Here is a 17,368-nt window from a genome sequence, read left to right as displayed (position 1 = left end):
GTCGACATCTGACACGATCGGGTGATGTTCGCCGACCTGTCGACGCTCCGTCGCCGCCGCAGCCGGAAATGGACCCAGCACCCGTCGGACGTCCTGCCGGCGTTCATCGCGGAGATGGACGTCGAGCTGGCGCCGCCGATCACCGAGGCCCTGCTCCAGGCCGTCCACCTCGGCGACGCCGGGTACTCGGACGAGGGCGGGCTGTTCGAGGCGTTCGCGGCGTTCGCGCAGCGGCGGCTCGGCTGGACGCCCGACACCGAGCGGATGGTGCTCGCGCCGGACGTGATGACCGCGGTGGTCGAGGTGCTGCGGATCCTCACCGAGCCCGGTGCCGGCGTGGTGATCACGCCGCCGATCTACCCGCCGTTCTTCGGCGGGGTCGCCGAGGCCGGCCGGACCGTCGTGGAGGTGCCGTTGGTGGACGGCGGGCTCGACCTCGACGGCCTGGAGCGCGCCTTCGTCGGTGGCGCCGCGGCGTTCCTGCTGTGCAACCCGCACAACCCGACCGGCGCCGTGCCGTCCCACGACGTGCTGGCCGCGGTCGCGGAGCTCGCCGAGCGGTACGGCGTGCTGGTGCTGTCCGACGAGATCCACGCGCCGCTCACCCTGCCGGGGCGCCAGCACACGCCGTTCGCGCGGCTCGGCGACACCCGCTCGGTCGTGTTCGCCTCGGCGTCGAAGGCGTTCAACATCCCGGGCCTGAAGTGCGCCATCGCCGTCGCGGGCAGCGCCGAGCAGGCGGCCCTGCTCGAACAGCTGCCCGTCGAGCTGCGCTACCGGACGGGACTGCTCGGCGTGATCGCGTCGCAGGCGGCCTTCGAGCACGGCGACGCGTGGCTCGACGAGCTGGTGGCGGCGCTCGACACGAACGGCGCCACGCTGTCGGCGCTGCTCGCCGAGCACCTCCCGGGCGTGCGGTTCGACCGGCCCGACGCCGGCTACCTGGCCTGGCTGGACTGCCGCGAGCTGGGCCTCGGCGACGACCCGGCCGAGGTGTTCCTCGAACGCGGTCGGGTTGCGCTCGTGGCCGGGCCCGCGTTCGGGACGCCGGGGCGGGGGCACGCGCGCCTGAACATCGGCACCTCGGAGGAACTGATCACCGAGGCCGTCGTGCGGATGGCCAAAGCGGTCGGCTGAGCAGGCTCTTCCTGGGTCAGCGCTCCGCGACGTGCGGGGGAGTGGCGGCGCCCTCGGGGAGCTCCGGGCAGGGCAGCGGCGCGCCGAACGTCGTGTGCACGGGCAGTACCCCGGCCCAGCGGCCACCTGCGGCGAGGTCCTCGTCGTCGTCGCTGGGCGGGCCGGTGCGGACCTTGACGCTCGCCTCGGCCAGGTCGAGCGCGAACACGGCGGTGGCGGCCATCTCCTTGGGATCGGGCTCGCGGGCGTGCTCCCACGAGCCGGGGGAGAGCTGCTCGACGATCGCGTGCAGCGCGTCCCAGCGCTCGTCGGCGTCGGTGACCCGGCGTGCGGTGCCGTGCACGACGGCGCTGCGGTAGTTCATCGAGTGGTGGAAGACCGAGCGCGCGTAGACGATCCCGTCGAGGTGCGTGACGGTCAGGCAGACCGGTGCGCCATCGGCGAGCCGCAGGTAGCCGGCGCCGGTCGAGCCGTGCACGTAGACGGTGTCGTCGATGCGCCCGTACCCGGTCGGCAGCACGACCGGCGCACCGTCGCGGACGAGGCCGAGGTGGCAGACGAGCCCGGCGTCGAGCACGGCGTACAGGTCGGCGCGGTCGGAGCTGGCCCGCTCGCGCAGGCGGGTGACCGTGCTGCGGGCCGTGCTGGAGAGGGCCGTGGTGGACCGAGCCGTGCTGGAGAGTGTCACCCGTCCAGGATCAGTGGGGAAGTGGCTACCCGGAAGGGCCAATCAACGCGCATTGGCAGAGGCCATTCAATCTAGACATTGACAAGTTCGCACATATGAGGCATCTTGGCCGTGTCAACTTGTCACTGTAAAGATTTGGAAGGTTGGTGCTCCCATGGCGCCTCTCGTTGCACTCGTGGTCGTGACGGCGGTGCTGCTCGGGCTGGGCGCACTCGGCGTCCGTCCGCTCCGGAGCTGGTCGACCGCGCTGCGCGGCGGTCTCGCCGCGATGTTCCTGCTCACCGGCGGCGCGCACTTCATCGGCATGCGCGCCGAGCTGATCGCGATGGTCCCGCCGGTGCTGCCCGCGCCCGAGCTGCTCGTCACGGTGACGGGCGTGCTCGAGCTGGCCGGCGCCGTCGGGCTGCTGGTGCCGCGGACGGCTCGCGCGGCGGCGGCTTGCCTCACCGCGCTGCTCGTGGTGATGTTCCCCGCGAACGTCTACGCGCTGCTCAACGGCATCGGCGTGGCGTCCGACCCGTTCGACGCGCTGGTGCCGCGCACGATCCTGCAGGTCGTGTTCGTCGCGGCGACGGTCGCGGTGGTCTGGGCCCTGCGCCCCGCCACCCGCACGGCGGCCCTGCAGCCGGCCTGACCCGAAGTTCCCCACCGTTTTGCCTACTTGCACGCCCCTGCGGGTCTGCAGGTTGGCAAAACGGTGGGGAAGTTCGTCAGCGTGGGGGTGCGGCGAGCACGCCGCCGTACTCGTAGCTGGTGCGGTCGATGTTCGAGGCGCCCTCGTAGTGCGCGATCTCCGCGGGGACGGGCGGCAGCGGCGGCTGGTCGGGCAGCGGGCGCCAGTCGACGACGTTGACCAGCCCCGGCTCGACGGGGGCGAAGTCGGAGAGCATCTCGTCGACCTCCGCGGGGGTGCGGGTCTGCCACGGGATCCCGGCGGCCCGGATGCTGTCGGTCAGCTGCACCCCGCGCGCCGGGTCCTCGCAGACGATCTGGCTGAACGCGAGGTAGCTGCCGGGGCCCGCCCGGTCGACGACGGCGCGCATGACCTTGCGCGGCTCGTCGGAGTTCATCAGGTGGTGCCCGACGGCGAGGAAGAGCACGGCCACCGGCTCGTCGAAGTCGATCAACCGCCCGACGTCCTCGTGCGCGATGACCGAGGCCTGGTCGCGGATGTCCGCGGTGATGACGGCCGTGCGCGGGCTGTTGGTCAGCATCGCGCGGCCGTGCGCGAGCACGATCGGGTCGATGTCGACGTAGACGACGCTCACGTCGTCGGCGAACCGCTCCGCCACCTGGTGCACGTTGTTGTCCGTCGGCAGCCCGCAGCCCATGTCGATGAACTGGCGGATGCCGACCTCATGGGTCAGGTAGCGCACCGCCCGGTACAGGAACAGCCGGTTCTGCCGGATGGAGTCGAGCGCGCCCGGGAAGCGCTTCAGTTGGGTCTGCATGAAGCGGCGGTCGACCTCGTAGTTGTCCTTGCCGCCGAGCATCCAGCCGTACGCCCTCGCCGACGTCGGTCGGTCGATCGAGATCGCACCGATGCCCTTGTCCTGACGACCGGCGACCACTCTGCCTCCACATGCTGACGTCGTTGTTGCCGGCTTAGGAGCGCCCTGAACGACTGGGGCCTACTGTGCGGCGTCCAGGCGGCGCCCTCGCGGCGTTGCGCGGACACGTCGATACAACAGCGGTATCGCCGTATCCGCGCGCCTTGCGAGGACACCACCTGGACGCCGCTCGCTACGGCCCCAGTCGTTCAGGATCCTCCTTGAGACCCAGCGCTGGGTGTCCCGTTCAGTGGATCGGAAGGGTAGCGGTCCCCGGCGTCCACGGCGAGCCTGCGCGGCGGTGCGGTTCGTGCGCCGGATGGTGAACGTCCCTCGTCGAGCGCCTAAAGCGGATCCGGTGAGAGGTCACCTCGCTACGTCGGGCGGTCTTCCCGTTCAGCCCTGTGAGTGACAAAGTGTCAGCGCCATGAATAACAGTGCTGCAACGAGTGACAGCTCCCCTCTGCCCCGTTCCGGCCGTGACACCCACGGTGCGTGCGAACGATGACCCATCCGCAGTTCGGCGAGCCGATGCCTTCCGTCGACGAGGTGCAGCGGCCGTCCCCGGCGACGATCTCTGCCGTCCGCGATTCGTGCATGGCGGTCGCCGCGAGACCGGCGGTCCTCGCGGAGGTGTTCTACGCGCACCTGTTCGAGATGGCGCCGCAGCTGCGCGCGATGTTCCCCGAGGACATGTCGGGGCAGATGCAGAAGATGGCCGACACCCTCCTCGCCGGCATCGCCGCGCTGCAGGAGCCGGACACCGCGCGGTTGGAGGCGACGCTGCGCAGGCTCGGCGCGAGCCACCGTCGGCACTACCGGGTGGAGCCCGAGCACTACGGTTACGTCGGGCACGCGCTGACCAGGGCCGTCCGTGACGTCGCGGGCTCGAGGTACTCCGGGTCGCTCAGCTCTGCGTGGATCGCGGTGGTGCAGTGGATCGCCGCGCACATGATGGCCGGCGCCGCCGCCGTCGAGGCCGGCCTCACCCCCACCGGCCGCCCGATCGGCCTCCCCCACCAGCGCGAGGGCGTGAACACACCGCCGCACGGGGGGATCGCGAACCACGACGGCAGCACCGTTCCCCAGCAGCGCGAGAACGGCGGCACCGTCGCCAAGCGGCGCATCGGCGGCCACAGCCGCCACTGACCACGAACTTCCCCACCGTTTTGGGTGGATGCGCGCCGAAAACGCGCGCAAGTGCCCAAAACGGTGGGGAACTTCGGTCAGATCCGGGTGCGCAGCGACTCGGCGATCTCGTGCGCCTTGACCCCGGCCGCCCGGACGGCGCCGGGCGCGCCCGGCTCCTCGGCCAGCACTGCGCAGCTCTGCGCGAGCAGCGCGACCCGCTCGTGCAGCAGCGTCCACGCCGTCCGGCGCGCGGGCACGGCGTTGGTCATCACGTAGAACATCTCGAACGCGAACCCGGCCGTGCTGCCCGGGTGCGACGGGCCGACCGGCAGGGTCGTGAGCGCGACGCCGAGCGGCCGCAGCACCGCGACCATGAGCTCGATCGCGCCGTTGACCAGCGTCGCTAGCTGGTCCTCGTCCTCGTCGGTGTGGGTGAAGTAGCGCAGCAGCAGGTGCAGCACGACCTCGTACGACAACGCCGTGACCTCGGCCGTCCGCTCGGTCATCGGATCGGTGATGACGGTCTGCGGCACGTCGACGTCGAACGGCTGGTGGGTGAACGCAGGGACGACGGGCCGCGCGGGCTCGAACGTGGGGTCCTGCCGGCGCAGCTCGTGGAACTCCTCCCACATCGCCAGGAAGCGCCCGTAGTGCGCGTCGTGCCAGTCGCCGCGCGCGCCCTCACCCTGTTCGATGATCTGCTCGACGGCAGCGAGCCCCGACTTGAGGTCGGTGACGGCGATCATCTCCGGCCAGTGGAACCGCTCCGGAGTGGCCTGCGCCTCCGGGAGCCCGATGAACACGCCGTCCTCACCGAGCACGGCGACGAGGTCACGCAGCCCGTTCGCGATGCCGCGGTAGAGCCGTCCGACCGTCCCGTACTCCTGGCCGCGGGGCATGATCTCGTCGGCCGCCACCGGCTCGCGCGGGGGAGCGGTCGGTTCGAAGCCCTCCGCGTGCATGTGCTCCATGCCTTCGGGTCGTTCGAGGTAGAGGAAGTGGCGCAGGGCGCGCTCGCCGAACGGCGCGAGGTCGAGCTGCAGCCGGGCCGGGAAGTAGCCGGAGAGCTGCGGGAAGTTGGGCCGGTTGAAGGTCGGGGCGCCGCCGATCGCGCCCAGGAGGTTCGAGACGAGCGCGAGGTGCAGCATCTCCTCGACGGCGATGCCGCGGATCGTCGCCCGCCAGCGGTCGACCGCATCTGCCTGCTCGGGGGTGAGGCTCTCGTCGGTGCTCTCCTTCATCGAGAACTCGGCGAACAGGTACTGGCACATGATCATGTGCTCCAGCTCCGCCGCTTCCAGCAACATCCACCACAGGTGCTCGCGGTGCGGGACCACGATCGTGGGTTCGACCATGCCGCCCATTCTGTCGGTGCGGGCGGGTGCGCGGACCGTTCGTGCACCGTCGTGGACGAACGGGCATGCTCCTCGGCTCAGCTGCGGCGTTGGCGGCGGTAAGCGGTGGGGGACGTGCCGACGTGCCGGGTGAACGTTGCCGTGAAGTGCGCGGGCGTCGCGAAGCCGCACAGGTAGGCGATGTCGCTGATCGGGGTCTGCGAACGGTCGAGGTGGCGGCGCGCCGCGGCGATGCGCAGCTCGGTGAGGTGGCGCAGCGGGGTGTGTCCGGTCGCCGCCTTGAACACGCGCAGGAAGTGGAAGGGGCTCAACCCGGCCTCCGCCGCGATCTGGCCCAGCGTCAGCGGCAGGTGCAGGTTGTCGCGCATGAACTGCAGCGCCCGCGCGGCCCGCTCGTCCGAACCGGCCGGCAGCGCGGGTGCCGGGGTGTTGCCGTGGCGCAGCAGCACGTGGGCGGCGAGGTACTCGGCGGCCGTCTCGGCGTACAGGTCGGGGGCGCCGGCGCGGGCGGCGTCGAGCAGCCCCAGCAGCGTCTGCTCCAGCAGCGCGTCGGTGATCGACAGGGCGTCGGCCTGCGGGTACGCGCCGTGCCACAGCTCGTCGGCGATGCGGCGCAGCGTCTCGTGCGGGATGTAGGCGTGCAGCGTCGAGATCGGCTCGTCGGATGTGGCGCGCCAGCGCACGAGCGTCGGGCGGCCCGGCGCGGTCATGCCGAGGTCGCCGCGGACGTACGTCGCGTGCCGCCAGCGGCCGTCGATGCCCGACTCGATGGTCGAGGGCCCGCCGAGCATGAGCACGAGGTGCTGATCGCCCGAGGGTGGCAGCTCGACGTGCTCCACGACGGGGTCGTCGTCGTAGACCTGCACCAGCATGGAGCGCCACCCGGCGTCGGCCCAGCTGCAGAACGTGCGGCGGCTGTACGCGCTGGAGTCGAAAGCGAGGGCGGCGAACTCGGGCACGTCACCCACGGTAGGCCCATGACCTGTAACGATGCCGTCAGCGGACCGTTCGCCGCACAGGATCACCTGACCAAGATCGGTAATCCCCTTACCGGACGTACTTGTCTGTTCACAGAGCGAAATGCGCCACTCGGCTCACGGCTCTGTTACCGAGGGGAACAGTCGGCACAGTAAGTGATCGACCGAGCACGTTCCGATCTTCCCGAAGGACCGACGTGGCGACCCGCACTCCATCCAGTGACGCCGTGGTCACGGCCCGCTACGAGAATGCTCTGCGCAACGCTGCGTTGCGCAGGCGTCTCGGCACGCGAGGCCGGCACAGCAGGCCGACATCGTGGTCCGGAGCGGGCCAGTCGCCCGGTCCGCGCCGGCTCGCATCGCTGGACGGGCTGCGCGGCGTTGCGGCCAGCGTGGTGCTGCTGCACCACATCCTGCTCTCGCAGCCGGTGTTCGCCGGGCCGTACGGCGACCCGAGCGCGGCCGAGGTCGGTTCCGCGCTGTGGTGGCTCACCTACACCCCGGTCCACCTGATCTGGGCCGGCACCGAGGCCGTCTTCGTGTTCTTCGTGCTCAGCGGGATGGTGCTGACGCTGGCCGCCGCACCCGGCCGGTTCAGCGTCTGGTCCTACTACCCGTCGCGGATCATCAGGCTGTACGTGCCGGTGTGGGTCGCGGTCGCCTTCGCGGCGGCGCTCGCGACCGTCGTCCCGCCGGTGTGGGCGGAGGGTTCGAGCTGGTGGATGGCGGCGAACACGCACGAGCCAAGCACCGGCGGCATCCTGCACGACGCCGTGCTGCTGTTCGCGCCGGGAACGACCAACCACGTGCTCTGGTCGCTGCAGTGGGAGGTCGTCTTCTCGCTGACCTTGCCGCTGTTCCTGCTGGTCGCGCGGGCGCCGGGGATCCGGTTGTGGGCGAAGGCGACGGTTGCGGTGCTAGCCATCACCATCGCGAACGAGATCGGCAGCGTCGCGCTCTCGGCGCTCTCGCTCTTCCTGCTGGGCACGCTGATGGCCAGCGGCCACCAGCAGCTTGCGCGCATCGCGCAGCGGATCAACGCCAGCCGCAACCGGGGCTGGTTCTGGGCCGCGGTGATCACCGCGACGGCCGTGCTCACCAGCGCGTACTGGGTCGTGCACGCCACCGGCGCGCAGCTGGCGGCCACCGACGACATCGTGTCGATCTCCCGCGGGCTGCAGGCGCTCGGCGCCTGCATGGTGGTCTTCGTGGCGTGGCACTGGGAGCCGGCCCGGACGGTGCTGGAGTCACGGCCGATGCAGTGGCTCGGCGTCCGCTCGTTCAGCCTGTACCTGGTGCACCTGCCGGTGGTGACGACGGTGGCGCTGGTGCTGGGCGGCCGCCCGCCGCTCGAGCTGGTGATCGTGCTGTCCGTGCCGCTGTCGCTGCTGGTGACGGTGGTGTTCTACCGGCTCGTGGAGCGGCCGAGCCACCGCCTCGCACGGGCCTGCGCGACCCGCTTCGCCCGCGCGGCCGGGGCGGAGCCGGAGCCGCCCGTCGTGGTGGACATCCCCGCGCAGCACGGCATCCACCGCCACCCGCAGATCGACCTGCGGCCCCTTGCGGCAGCGGGTCGGGTCGAGTAGCGCTGCCTACCGGACCGGCGCCCCCGGGCCGAGCGGGATGCCCAGCGCCCACCACGCGTAGAAGAACAGCGTCCAGACCACCAGCATCGTCAACGCCAGCGGGACGGTGAGCGCGGCGAGCGTGCCGATCCCGGCGGTCTTGCGGTAGCGCTGGACGAACGTCAGCGTCATCGCGAAGTACGGGCTCATCGGCGTGATGGCGTTGGTGCACGAGTCGGCGATCCGGTAGAGCGCCTGCGTCGTCTCCGGCGGGATGTCGAGCAACATGAACATCGGCACGAAGATCGGCGCGACGAGCGTCCACTGCGCGCTGCCGCTGGTGATGAGCAGGTTGATGAGCGTGACGAGCACGAGCAGGCCGGCGAACAGCACCGGGCCGCTCACCCCGAGGTCGCGCAGCAGCCCCGCGCCGCGGATCGCGATGATCGGCCCGATCTGCGTCCACTTGAAGTACGCGAGGAACTGCGACACCGCGAAGAACAGCACCAGCACGGGCACGAGGTCGCGGATGCCGGCGTTCATGAAGTCGGGGACGTCGCGGGTGCGGGTGACCGTGCCGGCCGCGATGCCGTAGACGACGCCCACCACGGCGAAGTAGAGGGCGATGACCACAGCGATGTTGAGCAGCAGCGGCGAGTTCAGGATCGCGCCGTTCTCGCCGCGCAACGGCGAGGCGGTCGGCATCGCCGCGACGACCACCGCCGCGAAGAACACGAGCGTCGCGATGCCCGCGTTGCGCATCCCGCGCCGCTCCTCCGGGCGCAGGTGCACGTCGGAGAGATCGGCCTCGTTGGAGGCGTCGAAGTCGTCCTCGGGGTCGAGCGGCTCGGACTCGACCTGCTTGGCCACCACCGTCTCGGCGACGATCGTGATCACCACGGCGAGGATCACCGAGGAGCCGAGGGAGAAGTAGTAGTTGCCCAGCGGCGTGACGAGGTAGGTGGGGTCGATGAACCGCGCGGCGACCGTCGTCAGCCCGGAGAGGATGGCGTCGAGCGGCGTGACCAGCGGGCTCGCGTCGAAACCCGCGGAGACCGACACGAACGCCACGACGATGCCCATGATCGGGTTGCGCCCGATCGCCCGGTAGATCAGCGCGCCCAGCGGGATCAGCACGACGTACGCCGCGTCGGTGATGACGTGCGAGACCATGCCTGCGAACGCCAGCGCGAATGTCACCCACCGCGCCGGCACCTTCGACAGCCCGCCGCGCAGCGCCGCCGTGATCAGCCCGGCCTTGTCGGCGATCGCGACACCGAGCAGTACCACGCCGATGGTGCCGAGTGGCGGGAACGTGACGTAGTTCGTGATCGCGTCGGTGAGCATCGACTTGACGCCCTCGATCGACACGAGGCTGCGCACCGCGATGACCTTGTTGTCCGTCGGCGACACGGCAGTGACTTGCAACGCCGCCAGCAGCCAGCTCAGCAGCACCAGCACGGCCGCGAGGATCCAGAACAGCCAGAACGGGTGCGGCAGCTTGTTGCCGACCCGCTCGATGGCGGTCAGCACCCGCAGCAGGCCCGACAGCGGCCTGGAAAGCTCGGCGGTTGCGCTTCCGGACGGTTGCTTCTCGGCCTGCTGGCTCATGGACGCCCCCCGATCGGTGATCGGATACGTCTACCCCGCGCCCCCGCCGCCCGCAAATCCACTTCGGGGGCTCGGCTCCGCCGGGAGGGATGCGCGCGCGTCCCGCATGCACAGGCAGCTGCCCTCCCCGCGCACCTCAGGGGGTGGTCCGGTGGTGCCAGGAAACGGGGCTCACCCCCCGGGGGGTTGGGGAGGGCAGGAAAGCCACTTTCCTGCCCTGTGAGGGCCGGAAAGTGGCTTTCCTGCCCTCGCGTGCGCAACGCACACAGGGCGGCGGCCACCACGGCCCAGGCGGGCCGCGGGGTGCTCGTCGCGCGCGCGGGTGGTCGGGTGTTGCCAGGAAAGTGGCTTTCCTGGCACGACAGGACAGGAAAGTGGCTTTCCTGGCAACGCGTGCGGTTCGCACGCATCCTCCCTGTCGGGGCAGCGCCGTGGCCCGCCTAGAACCCCAGGTCGCTCAACCCCGGGTGGTCGTCGGGGCGTCGGCCGCTGGGCCAGTGGTAGGCGCGCTCGGCCTCGGTGATCGGCACGTCGTTGATCGACGCGTGCCGCACGGCCATGAGCCCGTTCTCGTCGAACTCCCAGTTCTCGTTGCCGAAGCTGCGGTACCAGTTGCCCTCGGCGTCGTGGCACTCGTAGGCGAACCGCACCGCGATGCGGTTGTCCTCCCACGCCCACACCTCCTTGATCAACCGGTAGTCCAGCTCGCGCTCCCACTTGCGCGTCAGGAACGCGACGATCTCCTCGCGGCCGTTCACGAACTCGGAGCGGTTGCGCCAGCGGGAGTCGGGTGTGTAGGCCAGCGAGACCTTCTCCGGGTCGCGCGTGTTCCACGCGTCCTCGGCCATCCGGACCTTCTGGACGGCGGTCTCCCGGGTGAACGGCGGCAGCGGTGGGCGCACGGCAGGCTCCTCTGGAACGGTGAGAACGAGCGTTCTCGGCTACCGTAGAGAACGCTGGTTCTCATGCCAAGAGGAGTGATCGTGCCGGATGCCCGCACACAGGTGCTCGACGCCGCCGAGGACCTGTTCTACGGCCGCGGCATCCAGAGCGTGGGTGTCGACGAGGTCCGGGCCGCGGCCGGGGTCTCGCTGAAACGGCTCTACCAGCTGTTCCCCGGCAAGGACGCGCTGGTGCGGGAGTTCCTGCACCGTCGCGACGAGCGGTGGCGCCGCCGCCTCGCCGAGTTCGTCGCGCAGCGGGACTCATCGGAAGAGCAGGTGCTGGCCGTCTTCGACTGGCTGCACACGTGGTTCAGCGAGCCCGGGTACCGCGGGTGCGCGTTCATCAACTCCTTCGGCGAGCTCGGCGCGGTCTCGCCGAGCGTCGTGTCGGAGGTGCGCGCGCACAAGGTCGCGCTGCGCGACTACCTCGGCGGGCTCGTCGCGGCCGCCGGTCGCGGGCCGGAGCTGGCCGACCACCTGCTGCTGCTCGTGGAGGGCGCGATCGTCACCTCCGCCGTGCTGGGCGACCCGGCTGCTGCGACGCAGGCACGCACGGTGGCGGCTGCCCTGCTCGTTCGTCCTGAATAGGATCGTCCACGGGTGCGACGGTCGCGCCGGAAGGTGGTGCGGGTGTGGGCGCAGCAGGCGGGTTGGTGATCCGTGGTCGCCGGCCGGAGCGCGACAGGGCGCTGGTCATGGCGATCGTGAACCGCACCCCCGACTCGTTCTACGACCGCGGCTCGACGTTCGCCGACGAGCCGGCCAGGGCCGCGATCCACAAGGCCGTGGCCGAGGGTGCCGACATGATCGACATCGGTGGGGTCGCCGCGAGCCCCGGTGCGGACGTCGACGCCGAGGAGGAGATCCGGCGGGTCGTCCCGACCGTCGAGTGGATCCGCGACCAGTACCCGGACATCATCATCAGCATCGACACCTGGCGGCACGAGGTGGGCGCCGCGGCCTGCCGGGCCGGTGCCGACCTGCTCAACGACGCCTGGGCGGCGGCCGACCCGAAGCTGATCGACGTCGCCGCGGAGTTCGGCGCCGGGTACGTCTGCACCCACACCGGCGGGCGGGAACCGCGGGCTGAGCCCTTCCGGCCCGACTACCCCGACGTCGTCCGCGCGGTGTTCGACCACGTCTTGGCCCTCGCCGAGCTTGCCGAGCGGCGCGGGGTGCCGCGCGAGGGCATCATGATCGACGCGACCGGGTTCGGGAAGAACACCGCCGACCACCTGACGCTGCTGGCGCACGTCAAGGACTTCGTCGACACCGGGTGGCCGGTGCTGATGGCCATGTCGAACAAGACGTTCGTCGGGGAGACCCTCGACGTCGGGCTGGAGGGCCGCCTGGCCGGCACGCTCGCCGCCACGACGATCGCGGCGCAGGCCGGCGCGCAGGTGTTCCGCGCGCACGAGGTGGAGCCGACCCGGCACGCGCTGGAGATCGTCGCCAGCGTCTTCCACGGCCGGCCGCCGCTGCGCGCGTCGGAGTGGGTCGCCTGATGCGGCAGATCTGGCCGCCGCACGAGGCCCAAGAGCTCGACGACGACGCGCTGGAGCGCCTCTACACCTACCCCGACCGCCGGTGGGTCACGGTCAACTTCGTCTCCAGCGCCGACGGTGCCCTGGAGCTCGGCGGCCGCGCCGTGGCCCTCTCCAACGAGCCCGACCAACGCGTACTGCGGCTGGGCAGCGATCTCGCCGACGTGCTGATAGTCGGCGCGACCACCGCGATGGTCGAGGAGTTCGTCGGCGCGCACCCCGACGAGGCGACGGCGCAGCGGCGGCGGCGCCACGGGCTCGCGCCGGTGCCGCCGACGGCGGTGGTGACGACCGGTTCGCTGCCGCTCGACGCACCGGTGATCACGCAGGCCGAGGTGCCGACCATCGTGCTGACGACGGAATCGGCGCCCGTGCACGCGCGGGACGGCTGGCGCGACGCCGGAGCGACGGTGCTGGTCGTCGGCGAGCGCACGGTCGACCTCGTGGCCGCCGTCGACGCGTTGGCCGAGCGGGGCCTGCGCCGCGTCGACTCGGAGGGCGGCGCGCACCTGTTCGGTGCGATGCTCGCGGCCGGCGTCGTCGACGAGCTGCGTCTCACCGTCTCCCCGATGCTCGTCTCCGGGGTGGCCGGGCGGATCGCGGCGGGCGTCCCGATCGAGCCGGCCCGGCTGGAGCTGGCGTCCCTCGTCGCGGCGCAGGACACCCTGCTGGCGCGCTACCTCGTGCGGCGTTGACGGAGATCCCGGTGCTGCGACGGATTCTAGTGGTGGTCGGTGCGCTCGTCGTGCTGGTCCCGGCGGCGGGTTGGGGTGTGCTGCGCCTGGCGAGCTCCCCGACGTTCCAGTTCTTCGGCGAGCTCACGCCCCGCGTCGAGACCGACGCCCGCGTCGTCGCGCTCACGTTCGACGACGGGCCGGACCCGGCGGGGACGCAGCCGATGCTCGATACGCTGGCGGCGAAGGGCGTGCTCGGCACGTTCTACCTGATCGGCGAGGCGATGCAGCAGCACCCAGAGCTGGCCCGCGCGATCGTCGCCGCCGGGCACGAGGTCGGCAACCACACGTTCACGCACACGCGGATGATGTTCGTGTCGCCGGCGTTCGTCGCGCAGGAGGTCGAGCGGACCGACGAGCAGATCAGGGCCGCCGGGTACGCAGGGGAGATCACCTTCCGCCCGCCGAACGGCAAGAAGCTGCTCGCGCTGCCGAACTACCTGCAACAGCACGGACGGCGGACGGTCACGTGGGACGTCGAGCCGCTCGACGGGCTCGCCGCCGACGCATCCGCCGCCGACATCACCCGTCATGTGGTCGACCGGGTGCGGCCGGGCTCGATCGTCCTGCTGCACGGCATGTACCGGGGACGGGAGCAGGCCCGGGCGGCGATCGGGCCGATCGTCGACGAGCTGCGGGCCTGCGGCTACACCTTCGTCACAGTGTCGCAGCTACTCGCTACTGCCCCGGCCGCATCGCCAGGCTGAGCGTCGAGGATGTTTTGCGCCGCCTGCCGGTGGCGCAGGGCCGATGCGGCGTCGCCGCAGGCCGCGACGGCCTCGCCGAGCGCGCGCAGCGCCCGCGCCTCACCGAGCCGGTGGCGGATCTCGCGGTGCAGCGCTAGCGCCTGCCCGGCGCGTTCGATGGCGCGGTCGAACCGCCCGGCCGCGATGTGCACCTCGGCGATCGCGACGAGCGCGTGGCCCTCCCACTGCCGGAAGCCCCTGGCCTGCGCGCCGTCGAGGGCCGTCGTGCCGGCCGCGATCGCCTCGTCGGGACGGCCCGCGCCGGCCAGCGCGGCGGCCAGCCCGATCAGGGCCTCGATCTCCGCGCGGCGGAACGAGATCCGCGCCGCGAGGTTCTTCGCCTCCCGGTGGTGACCGACGGCATCGGCGGGACGCCCGGTGAGCTGCGCGATCGAGCCGAGCGCGTTCAGGATGTCCGCCTCGGCCCGCCGATCGCCCGCGCTGCGCGCGAGCTGCAGCGACCGATCGGCATCCGCGAGCGCCAGTTCGTAGTCCCCGGCGTCGCGGTGCACGACGGCCGAGCTGAACAGGACCGCCGACTCGTAGTGTCCTTCGTCGAGGTGCCGGTAGCGCTGGTACACCTCGGCGTGCAGATCGAGCGCCTCGCCGTAGCGGCCCAGGTTGCCGTAGACCATCGCGGTGCAATGCAGCGCGAGTGCCTCCCCGAACGGGCTCTCGATCTTCTTGGAGACGTCGAGCGCGGCCGCGCAGTGCTGCAGCGCCTCGTCCCACGCGGCGACGTCGTCGTAGAGGATGCCGAGCCCGAGGTGCGCGTTGGCCTGGCCGAGGTCGTTCCCGCGCCGCCGGTGCAGCTCGAGGGCGTTGACCAGCGAGTCGATGGCCTCCTCCGGGCGGCCGAGGAGCCAGCAGGCCAGCCCGTAGACGGTGGCGATCTCCGCTTCGCAGCGATGCCCGCCGTCCTGGGCCACGAGCGCGAGCGCGTTCCACTCGGCATCGAGCGCGGCGGCGTGGTCGCCCGCGCGGAAGCGCAGGTTGGCGTGGTGGTGGAGCCGGTCGATGCGGGAGGCGACGTCGTTCCGCTCGCTGGGCACGTACGCCGCGCCCTTCGACCCGGTGGTGACGTTCATGCCCAGGTAGAGGTAGGAGCGCAGGGCTCGACCGAGCCGCCACACCACCGGCCGCAACCCGTGCTTGCCCGCGTGCCACACCATCGCCGAGATGCCCGCGCGCTCGGCGTCGAGCCAGCCGAGCGCCGACCCGAGATCAGGGAACCGCGGAACGGGGACCGCGGGGTCGGACGTCGTCGTCGCGGGCTCATCGGAGATGGCCGGTTGCAGGACCCGCATGGCGTTCCCGGTGGCCTGGATGAAGAAGGCCTGCAGCCGGTGCAGTGCCGCCGCACGGTCGGGCGAGTCGTACTCCTGCCCCGCGCGCTCGGCCGCGTAGAGCCGGAGCAGGTCGTGGCAGCCGTACCGGCCGTGGCGCCGGCTCTCGACGAGGTGTGCCGCGGCCAGCCGCTCCAGCAGCTCGGCCGCCTCCGCCACCGGGACGGCGCAGAGCGCGGCGGCGGTCTCGGCCGTGACGTCCGGGGTCGGCGAGAGGCCGATGCCCCGGAAGAGCCGCGCCTGCGCGGCGTCGAGGGCGCGGTAGGAGAGGTCGAACGCGGCGCGGACGGAGGCCTGCTGGTCGTCGTGCACCCTGAGGTTGGCGAGCAGGTCGCCGCGCACGAGCTGGTCGACGAAGTCGGCGAGCCGGTGTCGCGGGTTGCTGACGAGGTGCGCGGCCGCGATCCGCAGCGCGAGCGGGAGGCGTGCGCAGAGCCGGGCGAGCGCGGTGACGTCGGCGGCCGACTCCCTGGCGCGCTGCTCCCCGATCGTGCGTCGCAGCAGCTCGTCGGCCTCGTTGGCGGGCAGGACGTCCAGCCGGACCCGCCTCGCGCCGTCGAGCGCGGTCAGCCCGCGCAGGTCGAAGCGGCTGGTGACGATCACGGCGCAGGTCGACGTGCCCGGCAGCAGCGGCCGGACCTGGTCGGAGGCGGCGGCGTTGTCCAGCACGACGAGCATCCGCCGCCCCGCCATCAGCGACCGGTACATCGCAGCCTGTTCGTCGGTCTCCTGCGGCACCTGCTTCTGCGGCACCCCGAGCGCGCGCAGGAGCCTGCCGAGCGCGTCGGCCGGGCCCATCGGGTCGCTCTGCGAGTGCCCGCGCAGGTTGATGTAGAGCTGGCCGTCGGGCATGTCGCCGGCGACCTGGTGCGCCCAGTGCAGCGCGAGCGCGGTCTTGCCGACCCCGGCCCCACCTTCGATCGACGCGATCACGGGCGCGCCGTCCGACATGCAGCCGGCGCTGCTGGGGCTACCACCGCTGGTCGCGTTTGCCGTGCCGTCGAGCAGCGCGTCGAGCATGGCGAGCTCCCCGGCGCGCCCGGTGAAGTGCGTGACGTCCGACGGCAGCTGGCGCGGCACGTGCGTGCTCACCACCGCGGCGATGGGGCTGCGCAACGCCGGGTCGGCGGCGAGGATGCGCTGGTGGAGCTCCTGCAGCGCCGGGCCGGGGGTGATGCCGAGCTCGTCGATGAGCTGTCGGTAGATGCGCTGGTAGACGGCCAGGGCTTCGGCCTGCCGGCCGCTGCGGTAGAGCACGAGCATCAGCTGCTCGCGCAGGCGCTCGCGTAGCGGGTGCGCGGCGATCAGGGAGTTCAGCTCGGGGACGAGCTCCGCGGTCGCGCCCATGGCGAGCCGCAGCTCGATGAGCTCCTCGACAGCGGCGAGGTAGGCCTCGTCGAGCGCCGCGGTGTCCGTGCCGGAGCTGAGCGCGGGGCCGCGCCACAGGCCGGTCGCGTGGACGAAGCGCTCGATGGCCTCGTCGAGACGGCCGGCGGCGACTGCGGAGCGGCCCTTCTCGACCGACGCATGGAAGAGCTCGAGGTCGATCTCGCCGGCCTGGGCGCTGAGCAGGTAGCCGTTCTTGCGCGTCAGGATCCGCTCGGCACCCTCCGCGTCGACGGCGCCGAGCGCGCGGCGCAGGCGGAACACGTAGGTGTGCAGAGCGGCCGTCGCCGTGTCGGGCGGGTTGTCGCCCCAAACGGCCGAGATCAGGTGCTCGTGGGAGACGGTCCGGTTGGCCTGGAGGACGAGTGCGGCAAGCAGCGCGCCCGCCTTGCCGCCACCGAGCTGCGCCTGCCCGTTCTTCCCATAGACCTCGACCGGACCCAGGATCCGGAACTCCATCGTCGCCCCCGCTCAGCGATGTCGAGTCGGAACGCCTGACCTTACTGTCCTTCTCTTCCTGCGGCCAGCGTGGTGGGTGTCAGGGGGCGTATAGGACAAATCCAGGGGACGCGCGCATGCTGGGTCCGGGAACGAACGCGGCGCCGCTCGGGATCGGGCGGCGCAAATGCAATCAATGATCAGTTCGCTGATCGT

15 protein-coding genes are annotated in these 17,368 nt (G+C 71.6%); 8 read left to right on the top strand and 7 right to left on the bottom strand.

What is annotated here, in order from left to right:
- Window positions 1–24 precede the first annotated feature (24 nt).
- Window positions 25–1,137 carry a MalY/PatB family protein gene (locus tag LL648_RS29370; protein ID WP_232666005.1) on the top strand — a complete coding sequence of 371 codons (1,113 nt, stop codon included), beginning with the start codon at window positions 25–27 and terminating at the stop codon, window positions 1,135–1,137.
- Between the two features lie 16 nt (window positions 1,138–1,153).
- Here LL648_RS29370 and LL648_RS29365 read toward each other — a convergent pair whose 3' ends face one another.
- Window positions 1,154–1,825 carry a pyridoxamine 5'-phosphate oxidase family protein gene (locus LL648_RS29365; RefSeq protein WP_232666004.1) on the bottom strand — a complete coding sequence of 224 codons (672 nt, stop codon included), beginning with the start codon at window positions 1,823–1,825 and terminating at the stop codon, window positions 1,154–1,156.
- A gap of 154 nt (window positions 1,826–1,979) precedes the next feature.
- Between LL648_RS29365 and LL648_RS29360 the strand changes: the two genes are divergently transcribed.
- The gene (locus tag LL648_RS29360; protein WP_232666003.1) at window positions 1,980–2,459 is read left to right on the top strand and encodes a DoxX family protein; all 480 of its coding nucleotides are present in this window, start codon (window positions 1,980–1,982) and stop codon (window positions 2,457–2,459) included.
- Between the two features lie 76 nt (window positions 2,460–2,535).
- Here LL648_RS29360 and LL648_RS29355 read toward each other — a convergent pair whose 3' ends face one another.
- On the bottom strand, window positions 2,536–3,396 hold the full coding sequence (locus LL648_RS29355; RefSeq protein WP_232666002.1) for an SAM-dependent methyltransferase: 861 nt from the start codon (window positions 3,394–3,396) through the stop codon (window positions 2,536–2,538).
- A gap of 483 nt (window positions 3,397–3,879) precedes the next feature.
- On the opposite strand from LL648_RS29355, the gene LL648_RS29350 reads away from it, so the two are divergent.
- Window positions 3,880–4,524, top strand: a complete 645-nt coding sequence (locus LL648_RS29350; RefSeq protein ID WP_232666001.1) for a globin domain-containing protein — start codon at window positions 3,880–3,882, stop codon at window positions 4,522–4,524.
- Between the two features lie 77 nt (window positions 4,525–4,601).
- Here the strand turns inward: LL648_RS29350 and LL648_RS29345 are convergent, their stop codons facing one another.
- Together LL648_RS29345 and LL648_RS45445 are read right to left on the bottom strand one after the other, a co-directional pair.
- A complete protein-coding gene (locus tag LL648_RS29345) occupies window positions 4,602–5,861 on the bottom strand; it encodes a ferritin-like domain-containing protein (RefSeq protein WP_232666000.1) in 1,260 nt (419 codons plus the stop codon).
- A gap of 77 nt (window positions 5,862–5,938) precedes the next feature.
- On the bottom strand, window positions 5,939–6,820 hold the full coding sequence (locus LL648_RS45445; protein WP_232665999.1) for a helix-turn-helix domain-containing protein: 882 nt from the start codon (window positions 6,818–6,820) through the stop codon (window positions 5,939–5,941).
- Between the two features lie 215 nt (window positions 6,821–7,035).
- Between LL648_RS45445 and LL648_RS29335 the strand changes: the two genes are divergently transcribed.
- A complete protein-coding gene (locus tag LL648_RS29335; RefSeq protein WP_232665998.1) occupies window positions 7,036–8,424 on the top strand; it encodes an acyltransferase family protein in 1,389 nt (462 codons plus the stop codon).
- Between the two features lie 6 nt (window positions 8,425–8,430).
- Here LL648_RS29335 and LL648_RS29330 read toward each other — a convergent pair whose 3' ends face one another.
- On the bottom strand, window positions 8,431–10,014 hold the full coding sequence (locus tag LL648_RS29330; RefSeq protein ID WP_232665997.1) for an AbgT family transporter: 1,584 nt from the start codon (window positions 10,012–10,014) through the stop codon (window positions 8,431–8,433).
- Window positions 10,015–10,454: 440 nt separating this feature from the next.
- On the bottom strand, window positions 10,455–10,916 hold the full coding sequence (locus LL648_RS29325) for a nuclear transport factor 2 family protein (protein ID WP_308190416.1): 462 nt from the start codon (window positions 10,914–10,916) through the stop codon (window positions 10,455–10,457).
- Between the two features lie 81 nt (window positions 10,917–10,997).
- Here LL648_RS29325 and LL648_RS29320 point away from each other — a divergent pair, with 81 nt between their 5' ends.
- From LL648_RS29320 to LL648_RS29305, 4 genes are all read left to right on the top strand, one after another.
- On the top strand, window positions 10,998–11,546 hold the full coding sequence (locus LL648_RS29320; protein ID WP_308190415.1) for a TetR/AcrR family transcriptional regulator: 549 nt from the start codon (window positions 10,998–11,000) through the stop codon (window positions 11,544–11,546).
- Between the two features lie 107 nt (window positions 11,547–11,653).
- Complete coding sequence (gene folP, locus LL648_RS29315) at window positions 11,654–12,463, top strand: dihydropteroate synthase (protein ID WP_232666045.1); 810 nt, start codon at window positions 11,654–11,656, stop codon at window positions 12,461–12,463.
- Window positions 12,463–13,197, top strand: coding sequence for a dihydrofolate reductase family protein (locus tag LL648_RS29310; RefSeq protein ID WP_232665996.1), 735 nt, complete (start codon window positions 12,463–12,465; stop codon window positions 13,195–13,197). Before folP ends, LL648_RS29310 begins: the two co-directional genes overlap by 1 nt.
- Window positions 13,198–13,208: 11 nt before the next feature.
- Window positions 13,209–13,943 carry a polysaccharide deacetylase family protein gene (locus LL648_RS29305; protein ID WP_308190414.1) on the top strand — a complete coding sequence of 245 codons (735 nt, stop codon included), beginning with the start codon at window positions 13,209–13,211 and terminating at the stop codon, window positions 13,941–13,943.
- Here LL648_RS29305 and LL648_RS29300 read toward each other — a convergent pair.
- Complete coding sequence (locus LL648_RS29300) at window positions 13,883–17,173, bottom strand: AfsR/SARP family transcriptional regulator (protein WP_232665995.1); 3,291 nt, start codon at window positions 17,171–17,173, stop codon at window positions 13,883–13,885. The two genes, LL648_RS29305 and LL648_RS29300, sit on opposite strands and share 61 nt — an antisense overlap.
- Window positions 17,174–17,368 lie beyond the last annotated feature (195 nt).

Source organism: Pseudonocardia sp. TRM90224, from assembly GCF_021245725.1.
Taxonomy (GTDB): Bacteria; Actinomycetota; Actinomycetes; order Mycobacteriales; family Pseudonocardiaceae; genus Pseudonocardia.
Note: the sequence above shows the minus strand (reverse complement) of the source record. Positions and strands in the feature narration are given on the sequence as shown.